Raw genomic sequence first — 13,622 nt, 5'->3', positions numbered from 1 at the left:
TGGTCAAGGAGACATATGCGACGCCGGCACACCTGGCTCGCCGCCCTGGCAGCGAGCCTCGCGCTCACCGCGGCAGCCTGCTCACAGGCGCCCGAGCCCACCTTCCTCGGCAAGGACCGGATCAACATCGGCTTCAAGAGCGACCAGCCCGGCACGGGAGACGCACCGGAATACCACACCACCGGCTTCGACTACCGCGTCGGCAAGCGGATCACCGACAAGCTGGGCGTCGATATGGCCGAGCGGTACGTCTCCTCCGCCGACCGGATCCCCTCGCTGACCAAGACCAAGAAGAACGACCTGGTCATCGCGACGTTCTCGATCACATCGGTCCGAATGGAAGCGATCGACTTCGTCGGCCCCTATCTCAAGAACCAGCAAGGCATCCTGGTCGGCAAGTCCTCGGGCATCAAGGGCCTGTCGGATCTCAAGGACAAGCCGATCTGCACGTACAAGGGCACGACTTCCGCCACATTGCTCAGACAGCTGAACATTGGCATCCCGGTCGAGAAGGACACCGCGTCGCAGTGCATCAAAGCCATGCTCAACGGCCCGGAGGAGACCCGCCCCGTCGCCATGTCCACCGATCAGCTCATCCTCTACGGTTTCGCTGATCAGCACGCCTCGGAGGGGCTGCATGTCCTCCCGGACCTCACCTTCGGTCCCACCCAGATGTACGGCATCGCTCTGCCCAAGAAGCATCGCGACGACTGTGCCCGGCTGCTGGAGATCGTCAAGGACTATGTGGGCAGCAATGACTGGCTGGAAGACCTCAGAACGTCGCTGCCCCAGGCCATAGAGAACAACACGAGCTGGGCAACGGACTACCTGCCGTCCGAGGAGTCCATCCTGCAGAACTCCTGCACAGATCCCTCGGATTCATGACGCCCGCAGAAACCGCACGGCCGCACGGTTCGCCGCCCTCGTACGTCGCCGCAGCGGAGACAAGACCACCGATCCGTCCTGCCCCAGTTCATCGATGCTCTGAGGGGTGTCGCGCCGAGCTGGGCTGGGAGCCGGGCAAGGGCTCTCCGTCTGATCAGGCATCCCAGGCGCGAGGGCGGTTCAGCGCTTCCCATTCGGGGCGGAGTAGTGAGAACACGGCGAGGTCGTGGCGGCGGCCGCGATGGAGACAGGCGGCGCGGCTGATGCCTTCGTGTACGAAGCCGGATTTGGCGAGGACAGCGAGGGCGGGGGCGTTGTCAGTGTGGGTCTCTGCCGTGAGGCGGTGCATGGGGAGTTCGCCGAACGCCAGGTCCACCAGCGCGTCGAGGGCGTCGGTGCCGTGGCCGTGCCCGCGATGCTGAGGGGCCACCATCAGCTCGACCTGTGCTGTGCCGTTGACGATGTTCTGGCCGCTCAGTGCAATATGTCCGATAGGGGTGCTGTCAGGGAGCAGGATGAGGAAGTCGTCGCGATCGTCGTCACTGTCGCGCTCGATGCGCTCGCGCATCGCGGTGAGGGAGCGCGGCCAGATGCCGATTTCATAGGCGGTTACCGGGTCGGACCGCCAGCCGTGCAAGAGCTCGGCGTCGTCTATGTCGACTGCCGCGAGACCGACAGACTTGGCTCGCCAGGAAAGTTCCCTTTCAGCCTCTGCGTCATGCTCGTTGCCCGCGATCCCGGTGTCTTCGGTCATGGGCGGATGCTATGGGTGCTTTCAAGTCGGGACCACCGGATTTTTCTGTTCAGCAGCACATCCGATCAACTGACCAACCCATCAAAGAATCACGCTCCAGCGCCGTGACCGGCAATGTTTGCGACGGGGCAAAGCTTGCCGGGAGGGGCACTAGCATCGGCCGCATGGCGATGTTCGTACACCTGACACCCTCGGCGAACGCGGCGCGCATCCGCCGTTCCGGGATACGGGCCGTCAGCCACGGCCGCGAAGCATCACTGCCACGGGGCCTCTACTGCTTCCCCGTCCTGCCCTCGTACACCCTCACGCACCAGTGGCTGCGCGAACTGGCCAGGCGCGGCGGCCCACGCGGTCTCGTAGCCGTGCACATCCGCCTGCCGGACGACGAACCCGTCACCGTGGGCCGCTACAACGCCGACCCCGGAATCACCACAGCCGCCGAAGCCGTCCGCCGCGTCGCTGCCCTGGACGACCCGCGCGGCTGGGAAGTGTTCGTCCCCAGGACCGTCACCAGGCGCGAAGTGCACCGCATCCGGATGGTCAGCCAGGTCACCGGCTGGCGGTACTTCCCCGACTCGAACGGCAAGACGCCCTGCACCTGCTTCGGTTGCCGGATACGCGGCGAATACGGCTCACAACGCCTGCGGCAACGCCGCCCGCACCCCCTCGACGGCCCCGCCCCCGCCTCCCCGGTCCTCCTCCGCCGGATCGCCGCAGCGGGAAACCCCGGCGACCCGGCCCAACTAACCGAGACGCTCCGCTGGTTCGGGATGCGCCGACGCGGACCGGTCGACCAACTGGCCCACCTCGCGGACCACCCGGACCCACAGGTCCGCGTGGCCCTGGTCGAGGCGGTCGCCCACTGGTCGGCACCGGGCGTCGGCGTGCTCCTTCAACGCCTCTCCCAGGACCCCGAAGCGGATGTCCGGGAGGCCGTCGAGTTCGCCACGCCCGAGCAGGAGCCCTGACCGAACTCGCACCACACGATCTTGCCCGGGTTCCGCTCCCCGACCCCCCACACATCCGCCAGCGCTGCCACGATCACCAGCCCGCGCCCCGACTCCCCGTCCGGATCCCGCACGCCCGGCTGCCCGTCCCCGCTGTCGTGGACCTCCACCCGCATCAACCGCCCCTCCTCACGCAACAGCAGCCGCACCAGATACCCCCGCCCCGGCGGCACCCCGTGCACCAGCGCATTCGTGGCCAGCTCGCTCACACACAGCAGTACGTCATCCAGCCGCGCACCGAACCCCCAGTCGGCGACCGCTCCCCGTACGAACTCTCTCGCGGCAGACACCGATCGGCGCTCACGCCGGTAGAACCGCTCACGCAGCAGCGAGAGTTGCATCGTCTCGTTCATGGGACGAGAGTCACACTCTGTTACTACGCTGCCGCAGTATGCGCACCCGTACAGATTTCTTGTACGGGCCGTGCGCGCGTGACGTACGCATGTAGGTGGGAGTTCGATCCGTATGCACCCCAGGAAGCGGCAGCGCAAGAACGCGTCGGCAATGAAACTCGTGGGCAAACTGGTCGGCGTGTTCCGCGTCGCGGCCGGCCTGACCCAGGCCCAGCTCGCGGACCGGGTGGGCCACCAGGTGGAGACGATCGCCTCGATCGAGCAGGGCAGACGTGCGCTGTTGCCGGAACTGGCACGTCGATTGGACGAGTTGCTGGAGACCAAGGGGGCGCTGGAGACGGCGGTGGGCAACATGCCGGAGGTGGACCTGATCCCGGCGTGGGTCGAGCAGTACCTGGACCTGGAACGGGAAGCCCTGGCACTGTCCTGGTACGACAACCAGGTGCTCCCCGGACTCCTCCAGACGGAGCCTTACGCCCGAGCCGTCTTCCGCAACCGCGTACCGGTCTTCGGCGAGGACGAGATCGCCATCCAGACCGCGGGCCGCCTTGAGCGTCAGGAGATTCTGCACCGCACCACGCCCCCGACCATCAGCTTCGTCGTCTGGGAACCGGTCCTGATGCTTCAACTCCTGGACAACGAGGGGTATGCGGAGCAGCTACGCCACCTTCGGACGTGTGCCGCGCTCCCCGGCATCTGTCTCCAGGTCCTGCCGCTGAACAGCCGCACCCACGCCGGACTCGACGGCCCCTTCATCCTGCTGGAGACACCGGACTTCCAGCACGTCGCCTACTCCGAGACGCAGCGCGGCAGCTTGCTCGTCTCCGACCCCGACGAGGTCAGCATCCTCGCCCAGAAATATGCGATGCTGCGAGCTCAGGCCCTCAGCCCCGAAGACACCGTGGGCCTGTTGGACCGTCTGCTGGGAGAGCTATGAGCAGCACCGCACGTGAGTGGTTCAAGTCCAGCTACAGCGGCGATGAGGGCGGACAGTGCCTCGAAGTCGCCTACGAATGGCGCAAGTCGAGCTACAGCGGCAGCGAAGGCGGCGCCTGCGTCGAGATCGCCGCACACCCCACCGCCATCCACATCCGCGACTCCAAGAACCCCAACGGCCCCAGCCTCACCGTCGCGCCCGCCACCTGGACGGCCTTCGCCGGTTTCGCCGCCGACCGGCGACTCGTCTGAGCCCACCGGAGGGATACCACCGCCATGGCTGTCATCCACCACACCACCCTGACGCCCACCAAACTGGAACTCCTCGCCTCCTGGCTGCCCGCGCAGCCCTGGTACCGCGGCAAGTCGGGGCAGCAGCCCGAGCTGGCCAGGACCGGCGGATTCCGCCTGGACGACCCGGAGGGCGAGGTCGGCATCGAGTTCATGGCGGCCACCGACACCTCGGGCGACCAATCGGTCACGTATCACGTGCCGTTCAGCTATCGCGGCGCACCGATCCCGGGTGCCGACGAAGCGCTCATCGGCACGACCGAGCACGGGGTGCTGGGGAAGCGGTGGGTGTACGACGGGACGCGTGACCCGGTCCTCGTCGCCCAGCTGTTCGCGCTGATCGTCGGCGAGGCCGAGCCGCAGATGCAGGGCATGAGCGACACCCCCGACCCGTCCGTCACCGGTTGGTTCGCGGAGACCGGAGCCAGGGCGGCGATCGCCTCCACGACCGTGACCGACGACCCGAGCGGTACGGACATCCTGGTGGAGACGGCCGACGGACGCCGGCTGACCATCCACATCAACCGCGTTCTCCAGCCCGGCCAGGACATCGAGGGGCAGGCACTCGGCCACATCACCGCAGACGCGCCGCTGCCCGACGGCACCACGGCGCGCACCGCGTTCGCCGTCGTTCGCGCACACCCGTAGTCCAAGGCCCGCGCCACCGGCCGCGCCCCACCGCTGTCAGTGGCCGCGTCTAGAGTCGCGGTCATGGCGACGCTCCCGAACCCGCTCCCGTCCCTGGCCACGTCAGGGCTTCAACTCCCTCCCGGCTCACTGGTGGACGTCACGATCGACGGCACCTGGCACGAACCGCTGCTCTGGTACGCCGACGAGCCCGCGTCCCCCGGGACGTGGGCCGGGCTGCGCGATGCGGGACGGCCGGTCGGGCTGCTTCCCGTACTGATCGACGGCGGGAGACGCGACCAGTGGCCCGACACCTGGGACCTCGACCCGGACAGGACGTCATACCCGGGTGATCACGACGCCGAGGAGGTGCTCGGCGAGTACTGGGCGGACTGCGCGCCCGAAGAACTCGACGCCGCCGACGGCGAATGGCCGGGCCTGGCGCCCTCCCCGGCCGCCGACGGGCCCGACAACCCGGACCACCTGGCGGTCGAGATCGCGGACGAGTGCACCGGCCCGGACGGCTGGTTCCCCGGCACACGGGCGGCGCTCGTCCCGGCCCGGCGCAGTGCGGACATCCCGGCGGCGATCGGCTGGTCGGGCCCGGTCAACTACGAGGACGACGTGGCCCGGCTCTGTGCCGTGCTCCGCTCCTGGGAGGACCGCTTCGGCATACGGGTCGTAGTGATCGGCTTCGACACCCTGACCGTCTCGGTCGGACGGCCGCCCACCACCCTGGCGGAGGCACGGGCGCTCGCCGCCGAGCACTTCGCGTTCTGCCCGGACAACATCGATCAGAACCCGCCGTACGACCTGGACGTCTACGCCGAGAAGATGCTGCTGAACCAGGAGACCTGGTCCTTCTGGTGGGACTAGGGCCTGTCCGGCGGATCTTGCCGCGGTTGCGGGCCCTGGCACGCCCATCTGCACACAGAAGGTGACGGCCACCCGTCTCCGGCCTGATCCCGCCGGACAGACCCTAGCCAGCTCCCCCACCCACGCACGAAGATCGCTCAGTGACTGATGACGAACTGTTCGAGGCCGTCCGCGCTCGCGTGAAGGCGGGACAGCCCACCGACTTGACCTCAACTTTGACGACACCCGAACCCGCCGCGCTGGACACGGTTGAGGATGCGGAGCGCACTACCGGCTTTCGGCTACCGCCGCTGGTCCGTCGCCTTTACCTGGAGATCGCCGACGGCGGCGTCGGTCCGTTCGATGGTTTCTCGCCCCTGCACGACGAGGAGCTGGGTGTGTTCAACGGCTATCTCGACTACCTGAACGCCGAGCTGGCCCCGGAGGATCCGCCCGCCCCGCCGCCGGGCGTGCTGTTCTTCTGCGACTTCGGCTGCGCGATGTGGGCGCTGCTCGACTGCCGTCATCCCGAGGGCCAGATGTGGTGGTGGGAGGAAGGCGACCGCCACAAACTTGACCTGACCTTCCCCCAGTGGATCCAGGCATGGCTCGACGGGCACCTCACCCACAAATACATGGAGGCACGGAAGCTGCGGGACGAATCCTGGGTCGGACCGTGGGCCAACGAACAGCCCTAGTAGGGGCCGGTGTTAGGTTCTGTCCGGCGGATTAAGGCATCGTAGGCTCCAGGGCATGCACAGCACCCTGACGGCGCATGCCCGTTGTCTCTACGGAGACGAGTACCGACCCACGCCGGAGTGCGGCCTCGAACACCGAGAACTGGATGCCATGCCACCACGGCCATGATGACGTACCCGGGCGACCACGACGCCGAGGCCGTGCTCAGCGAGTTCTGGGAGGCGAACGCACCCGACGAACTCGACACGGAAAGCGAGTGGCCGGGCATGGCGCCCACCCCGTCCATGTCCAGCCCCGATGCCCCGGACGCACTCGCGGCCGCGGTCGCCGACCAATTCGCCGATCCGGGCGAGCCGTTGGCCCGGCTGCGGGTGGCTCTGGTCCCCGCAGCCGCAGCGCTGACATACCGGCGGCGACGCGGGCCCTGGCCGCCGAGCACTTCGCGTTCTGCCCGGACAACATCGACCAGTCCTCGCTGACCACCCTGGAGGCCTACGCCGAGAAGGCATTGCTGAACCAGGACACACATGGTCGTTCCGGTGGGACTGAGTACGACAACTCATGTGGCGCTCACGGGTGCCGAGTTGACTCGTACACATGCCCGAGACAGTCACGAGCACCCGCCCACCGCACACCTGGGTCGCCTCGCTGATCTCCACGATCGTGACGCTTCCGCTCGCGTTCTTCGCCCTGGTCCACGTCATGTTGTCGCCGATATCCTGCGACTACTGCGCTGAAGCAGAAGCCCACCGGTTCGATGCGAGTTTCCCTGCCGCGTGGACGGTGTTCGTCTGCGGCCTGGTGGTGGCGCTGATCGCGCTGGTCGCGAGCTGGATGTTCAGCAGGCGCAGGCCGCCGGCCAGTCTCGCGCTCGCCGTGCTCGCACCCGGCACGGTGTTCGTCGCGTGGGTGACATTCATGGCTCTGGTCGACTGGCCCTGAGTCCCCGGAGGCGTACCGCTGCCGCTCGGACAGCTGCGGCGTCACGGGACCTTGAGCAGGTCGCGAAGTTCGCTCACGTAGGCGCGGACATCACGTTCGATCGCGGGCTCGGTGACGGCATCCGGGGTGACGGCTGAGCCGTGGGCGGCCTGGCGGCAGGGGCGGCAGAGCCCGTCGGGAAGCGCGTCGGGGCGGCCGGGGGTGCCGCACTGGGTGCACTCGACCATGACGCGGTGGGCAGGGACGACGGGGGCTTCCGGGGCGGCGGGCAAGGCGGGTGGGATCTTGTCGTTGAGCCGACGGCGCAGGAAACCGACGGGCGAGTCGACCTGAGCGGGAAGTCCGGCGGTGAGGGCCTGGGTGAGGTAGTCCGTACTCACGCCGCGTGCAAGCCATTCGGTGGCGCGTCCCTCCAGCGCCTCGCAGTCAGCGGCGGACAGGGCCACCCTGTGGTCCAGGCGCCCGAGTTGCGCCAGGGCCAGGTACGCGGGCGACGGGTGCTCCGGCAAGGGGCAGCCCGGGTTCGGCCGCGAAAGTGCGGCAGGTTCGGAGAGTGCGGGCCCCGCTTCGGGCTGGGGCGCTGTGACCGGCACGGGGGCCGGAAGCGACTCGTCGGCAGCGGCCCCAGGTGCCGGAACCGGGGACTCCGTGAGAGCCCAGCGCGACGGGAATGTGGTCGTCGGCGGTTCAGGCTCACCCTCAGCCCCGGCCCGGTTGTCCTCGGCGGCAAGGTAGTCGGCCCACCATTCGTTGTCGCGCGCGGTGCGGGACCAGAACGTGCGGAAGACCCACCGAACCTGGTCGCCCTCGCCCACCAGGCGACGCACACGACGCAGGTGACCGGCCACCGACAGGGCGGTCAGGGCACTGCTGACGGCTTGCTGCCCGTAGAGCGGCAGCTGCTTGGCCAGGGCCTTCACATTCATCGCCGCGCCGTCGGGCAGGTGGTCGACAAACCCGGCGACATACCGCTCCCGCTCGGGCAGCAGCGCGAAGTCGTCGGCGCGACGGGGCTGTTGGTCCGGGGCGGACCGCTTGCCGTAACCGGGCTTGGCCATCGGGTACGGGAGCGAGGATGCGGGCGCGCACAGGGCAGGGCTAAAGTTCTGGGTAGCCACGAGATCGCTCTTTTCGATCTTGGGGTGAGACCCCGGCACGGTGCTGCTAACACCGCGTCGGGGTCGTTTAGTTCTCGCACCGTAAGCAGTCACAACGCCACGCTGCAAGTCGGTCACGATTAGTCATACTTGCTGGCCGTGACGGGTCAGGGAGGTGGGGAGGTTTTCCCAACCCCCCTTACCTGCCTACCGGTTACAGAAGCCGCTCGAATCCCGGAACCCGAATCCCGGAGCTCGCATCCCGACGCCCGGATCCCGAAGCTCAACGCTCGGCCACCGCCCCGCCTCGTCCCCCGCACGAGTGAACCGATACGCCCGGGTCTCGAAACCCGGGTCTCGGAGTCCGAGGCCCGGGTATCGAGCGCCGGCCCCCCAGCGCGACGTTCGACGCATACGTAACGTTTGCGGCCCCGGCCCGACGTCCCCGAGAGGAACTCAGCATGCCCCCGGCCCCGAGCCCGGACCACCCCCACCACCTCATCGAGGAGTTCCGCGCCCTGCCCGCCTCCAGCGACCGCAAGCGCGAGATCGTCGCGGAACTGAACGACACCCCCGACGCGCTGCCCTTCCTGATCGCGGTCGTCGCAGACCCGCAGGAGTACGACCTCGCCCGCGTCGAGGCCGCCACGACCCCGCGCCTTTGGCCCCCGTCGGACCCGGCCACCGCCCGCACCGCCGCCCGCGCCCTGCTGGCCGCCCTGAACGACCCCGAGGAGGACCTGGTCCGCCAGTACGCGGCCGAGGCGCTCGGCCCCTACGCCGACGAACCGGCGGTCCATGAGGCCCTGGCCGCCTCCCTGGAACCGGACGAGGACCCCCTCGTACGGGACAACGCCCTGGCCGCCGTCGCGGAGGCGGGCCCGAGCGATGCCCGTACCGACGTGCTGCGCGCCCTCACCCAGGACCGCGACCTCGGCCGTGCGGCGGCCCGCATCCTGACGGCGTGGGGCCGGAAGCCCGATGCGTAGGGCAGGCGTCCGCTACCCGATCGTGAAACTGTCCACGATCATGTAGTCGCCCGTCTTCATGACACCCCTGAGGGTGTGCGCCCCCGGGGCCAGCCCGGTCCTGCTGAAGACGGTCTTCTGATGCACGCGCGTGGCGTTGTAGGTGTCGATCGTGCCGACGGACCGGCCGTCGAGGAAGAGCTCGATCTCGCCCTCATCGGTGTTGACCTGGGTGAGGAGATCGATCGCGGTCCCGTTGAAGGCGAGCTCGAAGGAGTCCCCCTTGACCTGGGTGGCGTGCACATCGTCGGCCCAGCCGCCCGCGCCGCCCCGGAACCTGTTCTTCCAGTCCCAGCCGGTGCCGGTATAGACGACGCCGGAGGTGTTGTTGATCTGTTGGACTCCGGTGGGCTTGCGCACGGTCACCTGGGCGGACGACTGATTGCGCCAGACCTTCAGCGGGACATCGGCGCCGGGCGCGGCCTGGTTGTACACGAGCCAGAAACTGTTGCGGTCGGTGACCGGCCGGCCGTCGATCTCCCGGATGACGTCATTGGCGCGCAGCCCCTGCCGGTACGCCTCCGAGGTGCTCGGCACGGAGGCCAGATGCAGACCGTCGGTGTCGGTCAGCCCCGTGGCGGACTTGATCGCGTCGGAGTAGATCCGCGTCACCGGCACGCCCAGCAGCGGCTCCGGAAGGGCGTCGAGGGTGTCGGTGTCGGGGGTCTCCGTGGGCCAGGTGAGCGGCGGCGGGGTGGGGGCACCGGCCCTGCCGAAGCGGTCCATCGTGATGTTGTGGAAGCCGAGGGCCAGGGCGGGCGAGTCGGACTGGACGGTGTAGTCGAGCTTTGCCGGGTCGACGAAGGGAGAGGAGCCGGTGAACTTCGGGTCGGCGATCACCGAGCGGGTGTCCAGCCCGTTCGCCCGCCAGGCGTCGTTGACGCCCTGGACGGCCTTGCCGTTGTTCCAGAACAGGTTGTCGTTGATGGCGGGCCTGCTCCTGGCCATGTCGACCTGGATCAGGCTGTAGGGGGTGTCAGTGATGAAAATGTTCTTCTCTACGGCATCGCCGCTGTCCGCGAACCAGACGTGGAAGTGCGCGCCGCCGTTGACGAAGACGTTGTTGCGTACGGTCCGGTGGAAGCCCTCGCGGAGCTTGACCCCGCCGTTGAGCAGCAGGTTGTCCTCGATGAGGTAGTTCGAGCTGCCGTCGTCGAGGTCGATGTCCCAGTGCGAGGAGTGCCGGATCCGGTTGTGGCGGATGACGGTGGTCTCCATCGCGTCCAGCTTCGCGTACGACTTCTTCGTCGCGTCGTCGGCGGCCAGCGGCCAGAAGCGGTCCCGGCCCCAGGAGTTGAAGGGGCCGTGGTCGGACGTCTCCTTGACGCAGTTGAAGATGTCGTTGTTCTCGATGAGGTGGCCGCCCCAGGTGCCGTCGTTGATGTCGATGCAGGCGCGGGGACCGTCGTGAAGGGTGTTGCCGTCGACGTTGACGCGACGGCTCATCGAAATCTGCACGCCGGAGGTCTGCTTCTCGAACTGTCCGTTGTCGTGCAGGTAGTTGTCGCGGATGCTGATGTCGCGGGGGTAGTTCTCGGTCTTCGGGCCGGGCCGGGTGTCGCTGATGGTCCGGCGCATGCTGTCCCAGGTGGAGGGCTCTCGGACCGCGTCCGGGTTGCCGATGACCGCGACGTCGGAGGCCCCCGAGTGGCTGAACTCATTGCCCGAGACGATGTCGTGGCTGTTGTACCCGTCGATCAGGAGCGCGTTGCCGCCGAGCTGGTCGAAGTGTGAGTCGCGTACGGAGACGTTCTCGGTGTTCTTCAGATGGACCGCTGCCGCTCGCGCGAGAGCCCAGTCGCCGAGCTGGAGCTTCTCGTACGGCGTGTTGAAGAGCGTGCGGTGGGTCTGGGTGAAGGTGAAGCCGGAGAAGGTCAGATGGCGAACGGCGTCGCCCGGCCCGTTGCCCGCCACCCGGATCAGTTCGTTCTGCTCGGCCGTCTCGACACGGGCGCGGGCGGGGTCGACGCCCGCCGGGGGATAGAAGTAGAGCTTCCCGGCGGGTTTGTCGTAGAACCATTCGCCGGGTGCGTCGAGCTCCTCGAAGACGTTCTCGACCATGCGGTACGCGGCGTGCAGGCCGCTGCCCCGGTTGTTGTCGCCGACCCAGGCCAGCTCAGGTGTACCGTCCGCCTTCACACCGGTGACCTTGAAGGAGTTCCCGCCCCACATCCCGTCGTGCAGACCGCGTACGAGTGCCGTCGTCGGGTTCTTCCAACGAGCCACGCGCTCGGGGGAGATGGCGTCCGCCGCGTACCCGCCGAGGATCGCCGTGCTCGGGTCGTAGTCGGGGTAGCGGGCGAGCGTCTGCCGCTGCCCGTCGACGAAGAGCCCGTCGAAGTCGAGGCCGGCTCCGATGTCCGCGACCTTGACCGTGCCGGAGTAGGACCTCCAGCGAGGTGCGAGCGAACGGCCGCCACTGATGACGACGCGTTCGCCGGGCGCCGCGACGTACCGGACCGGAGCCTTGGCGGTACCGGAGTCGCCGGCGGTGAAATTCAGCGTGGACCGCAGCCGGTACGTACCACCGTGCACCACGACATCGACCGGTCTCCTCTCCCGCACGCCCTTGCGCAGCAATGTACGCACAGCCCTCTGGGCCCGTTCCAGTGTCCGGAACGGCTTCGCCGCCGATCCCTTGGCCCGGTCGCTGCCGGTGGGCGATACGTGGAAGACGACCGCTGCGTCGCCCTTGCCCTGGGCGGAGGCGGGGACGACCGGCAGTACGGCCAGCCCGGCGCCCAGCGCGGCGGTGGCCACGACGGCAGTCAGCGCCGAGGCCGGGTTTCGGCGGCTGGGACACGAACCTGGGACAGTGCGCACGGGCACTCCTCATCGACGGTCAGGCCTGATTGACGTACCACGAAGCCAGGCATCCCATGTCTGTGCGCAACTTTCCCGCATTACAGGGGACTACCGCGCCGAAAGCTATAAATACATCGGATGACCGTCAAGAGGTTGGGCCGCCTCAGTCCGCCGGAGGGACACGCCGAAGAGGAAAACCGGCACCGTTTCGTCCCGCGCCCAGGACCCCCACACACACGAAGGCCCGGCCCCGTAGTGAAGTCCACGGGCCGGGCCACTTCGACGAGACCGGGCTCAGCGCTGCCCCAGCCGCTGTGCGACCTCCGTCGCCCAGTACGTCAGGATCATCTGCGCACCCGCCCGGCGAATGCCGGTCAGGCTCTCCAGAATGGCCGCGTCCCGGTCGATCCAGCCCTTCTCGGCGGCGGCCTCGATCATCGCGTACTCACCACTGATCTGGTACGCGGCAACCGGCACGTCCACCGAGTCGGCGACCTTCGCGAGGACGTCGAGGTACGGTCCGGCCGGCTTGACCATGACCATGTCGGCGCCCTCCTCGAGGTCGAGCGCCAGCTCGCGCAGGGACTCACGGGCGTTCGCCGAGTCCTGCTGGTACGTCTTGCGGTCGCCCTCGAGCGAGGAGCCGACGGCCTCGCGGAACGGCCCGTAGAACGCCGACGAGTACTTCACCGTGTAGGCGAGGATCGAGACGTCCTCGTGGCCCGTCTGGTCGAGCGCGTCGCGGATGACGCCGACCTGGCCGTCCATCATGCCGCTGGGGCCGACCACATGGGCGCCCGCGTCGGCCTGGACCTGGGCCATCTCGGCGTACCGCTCCAGCGTCACGTCGTTGTCGACGCGGCCGTCGGCGGTCAGCACGCCACAGTGGCCGTGGTCGGTGTACTCGTCCAGGCACAGGTCCGACATGACGACGAGATCGTCACCGACCTCCTCGCGCACCGCGCGCAGAGCGACCTGAAGGATGCCGTCCGGGTCCGTGCCCGCCGTGCCCCGGGCGTCCTTCTTCTCGTCCGCGGGAACGCCGAAGAGCATGATCCCGGAGACCCCGGCCGACACCGCCTCGACGGCGGCCTTCCGCAGGGTGTCCAGGGTGTGCTGCTGGACGCCGGGCATGGCCGAGATGGCGACGGGCGCGTCGACACCCTCGCGTACGAACGCGGGCAGGATCAGATTCGCCGGGTCGAGCCGTGTCTCGGCGACCATGCGCCGCATCGCCGGGGTCGTCCGCAGCCGCCGGGGGCGGGAGCCGGGGAAGTTTCCGTACACAGTCATGCTTCGAGACTAGACCCGTACACATCACCGTCTTACCGACACCCGTGCCG

15 protein-coding genes are annotated in these 13,622 nt (G+C 68.4%); 10 read left to right on the top strand and 5 right to left on the bottom strand.

Going from position 1 to position 13,622, the window contains the following annotated elements:
* Positions 1 to 15 precede the first annotated feature (15 nt).
* Positions 16 to 885 (top strand): transporter substrate-binding domain-containing protein, encoded by an 870-nt coding sequence (locus tag OG953_RS24570; RefSeq protein ID WP_405686902.1) that lies wholly within the window; start codon positions 16 to 18, stop codon positions 883 to 885.
* A 154-nt stretch (positions 886 to 1,039) separates the two neighbouring features.
* Here OG953_RS24570 and OG953_RS24565 read toward each other — a convergent pair whose 3' ends face one another.
* A complete protein-coding gene (locus tag OG953_RS24565; RefSeq protein ID WP_405686900.1) occupies positions 1,040 to 1,639 on the bottom strand; it encodes a GNAT family N-acetyltransferase in 600 nt (199 codons plus the stop codon).
* A 164-nt stretch (positions 1,640 to 1,803) separates the two neighbouring features.
* On the opposite strand from OG953_RS24565, the gene OG953_RS24560 reads away from it, so the two are divergent.
* Positions 1,804 to 2,607 carry a HEAT repeat domain-containing protein gene (locus tag OG953_RS24560; protein ID WP_405686898.1) on the top strand — a complete coding sequence of 268 codons (804 nt, stop codon included), beginning with the start codon at positions 1,804 to 1,806 and terminating at the stop codon, positions 2,605 to 2,607.
* On the opposite strand, the gene OG953_RS24555 is transcribed toward OG953_RS24560, so the two are convergent.
* Positions 2,532 to 2,999 (bottom strand): ATP-binding protein, encoded by a 468-nt coding sequence (locus tag OG953_RS24555; protein WP_405686896.1) that lies wholly within the window; start codon positions 2,997 to 2,999, stop codon positions 2,532 to 2,534. The two genes, OG953_RS24560 and OG953_RS24555, sit on opposite strands and share 76 nt — an antisense overlap.
* A 151-nt stretch (positions 3,000 to 3,150) precedes the next feature.
* Here OG953_RS24555 and OG953_RS24550 point away from each other — a divergent pair, with 151 nt between their 5' ends.
* The 7 genes from OG953_RS24550 (at position 3,151) to OG953_RS24520 (ending at position 7,349) form a co-directional block, all read left to right on the top strand.
* Positions 3,151 to 3,936, top strand: a complete 786-nt coding sequence (locus OG953_RS24550) for a Scr1 family TA system antitoxin-like transcriptional regulator (protein WP_405692033.1) — start codon at positions 3,151 to 3,153, stop codon at positions 3,934 to 3,936.
* A complete protein-coding gene (locus OG953_RS24545) occupies positions 3,933 to 4,187 on the top strand; it encodes a DUF397 domain-containing protein (protein WP_405686894.1) in 255 nt (84 codons plus the stop codon). The genes OG953_RS24550 and OG953_RS24545 overlap by 4 nt, the downstream gene beginning before the upstream one ends.
* A gap of 24 nt (positions 4,188 to 4,211) precedes the next feature.
* Positions 4,212 to 4,874, top strand: coding sequence for a maltokinase N-terminal cap-like domain-containing protein (locus OG953_RS24540; protein ID WP_405686892.1), 663 nt, complete (start codon positions 4,212 to 4,214; stop codon positions 4,872 to 4,874).
* A 63-nt stretch (positions 4,875 to 4,937) separates the two neighbouring features.
* The gene (locus tag OG953_RS24535; protein WP_405686890.1) at positions 4,938 to 5,729 is read left to right on the top strand and encodes a DUF4253 domain-containing protein; all 792 of its coding nucleotides are present in this window, start codon (positions 4,938 to 4,940) and stop codon (positions 5,727 to 5,729) included.
* Positions 5,730 to 5,869: 140 nt separating this feature from the next.
* Positions 5,870 to 6,406 (top strand): SMI1/KNR4 family protein, encoded by a 537-nt coding sequence (locus OG953_RS24530; RefSeq protein ID WP_405686888.1) that lies wholly within the window; start codon positions 5,870 to 5,872, stop codon positions 6,404 to 6,406.
* 165 nt (positions 6,407 to 6,571) lie between these two features.
* A complete protein-coding gene (locus OG953_RS24525) occupies positions 6,572 to 6,886 on the top strand; it encodes a hypothetical protein (protein ID WP_405686886.1) in 315 nt (104 codons plus the stop codon).
* A gap of 118 nt (positions 6,887 to 7,004) precedes the next feature.
* Positions 7,005 to 7,349: a hypothetical protein gene (locus tag OG953_RS24520; RefSeq protein WP_405686884.1), complete on the top strand. Its 345-nt coding sequence runs from the start codon at positions 7,005 to 7,007 to the stop codon at positions 7,347 to 7,349.
* Positions 7,350 to 7,390: 41 nt separating this feature from the next.
* Here the strand turns inward: OG953_RS24520 and OG953_RS24515 are convergent, their stop codons facing one another.
* Positions 7,391 to 8,467 (bottom strand): MarR family transcriptional regulator, encoded by a 1,077-nt coding sequence (locus tag OG953_RS24515; protein ID WP_405686882.1) that lies wholly within the window; start codon positions 8,465 to 8,467, stop codon positions 7,391 to 7,393.
* Positions 8,468 to 8,907: 440 nt separating this feature from the next.
* On the opposite strand from OG953_RS24515, the gene OG953_RS24510 reads away from it, so the two are divergent.
* On the top strand, positions 8,908 to 9,435 hold the full coding sequence (locus OG953_RS24510) for a HEAT repeat domain-containing protein (protein WP_405686881.1): 528 nt from the start codon (positions 8,908 to 8,910) through the stop codon (positions 9,433 to 9,435).
* 12 nt (positions 9,436 to 9,447) lie between these two features.
* Here the strand turns inward: OG953_RS24510 and OG953_RS24505 are convergent, their stop codons facing one another.
* Together OG953_RS24505 and hemB are read right to left on the bottom strand one after the other, a co-directional pair.
* The gene (locus tag OG953_RS24505) at positions 9,448 to 12,297 is read right to left on the bottom strand and encodes a right-handed parallel beta-helix repeat-containing protein (RefSeq protein ID WP_405686879.1); all 2,850 of its coding nucleotides are present in this window, start codon (positions 12,295 to 12,297) and stop codon (positions 9,448 to 9,450) included.
* A 276-nt stretch (positions 12,298 to 12,573) separates the two neighbouring features.
* Positions 12,574 to 13,572, bottom strand: coding sequence for a porphobilinogen synthase (gene hemB / locus OG953_RS24500; protein WP_405686878.1), 999 nt, complete (start codon positions 13,570 to 13,572; stop codon positions 12,574 to 12,576).
* Positions 13,573 to 13,622: the final 50 nt, after the last annotated feature.

This window comes from Streptomyces sp. NBC_00057, from assembly GCF_045041165.1.
In the GTDB taxonomy this organism is placed as follows: Bacteria; Actinomycetota; Actinomycetes; order Streptomycetales; family Streptomycetaceae; genus Streptomyces.
Note: the sequence above shows the minus strand (reverse complement) of the source record. Positions and strands in the feature narration are given on the sequence as shown.

Bases quoted from the DNA above. Each gene is read 5' to 3' on its own strand.
- OG953_RS24525 (WP_405686886.1), top strand. From the start codon at position 6,572: ATGATGACGTACCCGGGCGACCACGACGCCGAGGCCGTGCTCAGCGAG.
- OG953_RS24540 (WP_405686892.1), top strand. From the start codon at position 4,212: ATGGCTGTCATCCACCACACCACCCTGACGCCCACCAAACTGGAACTC.
- OG953_RS24570 (WP_405686902.1), top strand. From the start codon at position 16: ATGCGACGCCGGCACACCTGGCTCGCCGCCCTGGCAGCGAGCCTCGCG.
- OG953_RS24560 (WP_405686898.1), top strand. From the start codon at position 1,804: ATGGCGATGTTCGTACACCTGACACCCTCGGCGAACGCGGCGCGCATC.
- OG953_RS24510 (WP_405686881.1), top strand. From the start codon at position 8,908: ATGCCCCCGGCCCCGAGCCCGGACCACCCCCACCACCTCATCGAGGAG.
- OG953_RS24565 (WP_405686900.1), bottom strand. From the start codon at position 1,639: ATGACCGAAGACACCGGGATCGCGGGCAACGAGCATGACGCAGAGGCT.
- hemB (WP_405686878.1), bottom strand. From the start codon at position 13,572: ATGACTGTGTACGGAAACTTCCCCGGCTCCCGCCCCCGGCGGCTGCGG.
- OG953_RS24535 (WP_405686890.1), top strand. From the start codon at position 4,938: ATGGCGACGCTCCCGAACCCGCTCCCGTCCCTGGCCACGTCAGGGCTT.
- OG953_RS24550 (WP_405692033.1), top strand. From the start codon at position 3,151: ATGAAACTCGTGGGCAAACTGGTCGGCGTGTTCCGCGTCGCGGCCGGC.
- OG953_RS24545 (WP_405686894.1), top strand. From the start codon at position 3,933: ATGAGCAGCACCGCACGTGAGTGGTTCAAGTCCAGCTACAGCGGCGAT.
- OG953_RS24555 (WP_405686896.1), bottom strand. From the start codon at position 2,999: ATGAACGAGACGATGCAACTCTCGCTGCTGCGTGAGCGGTTCTACCGG.
- OG953_RS24520 (WP_405686884.1), top strand. From the start codon at position 7,005: ATGCCCGAGACAGTCACGAGCACCCGCCCACCGCACACCTGGGTCGCC.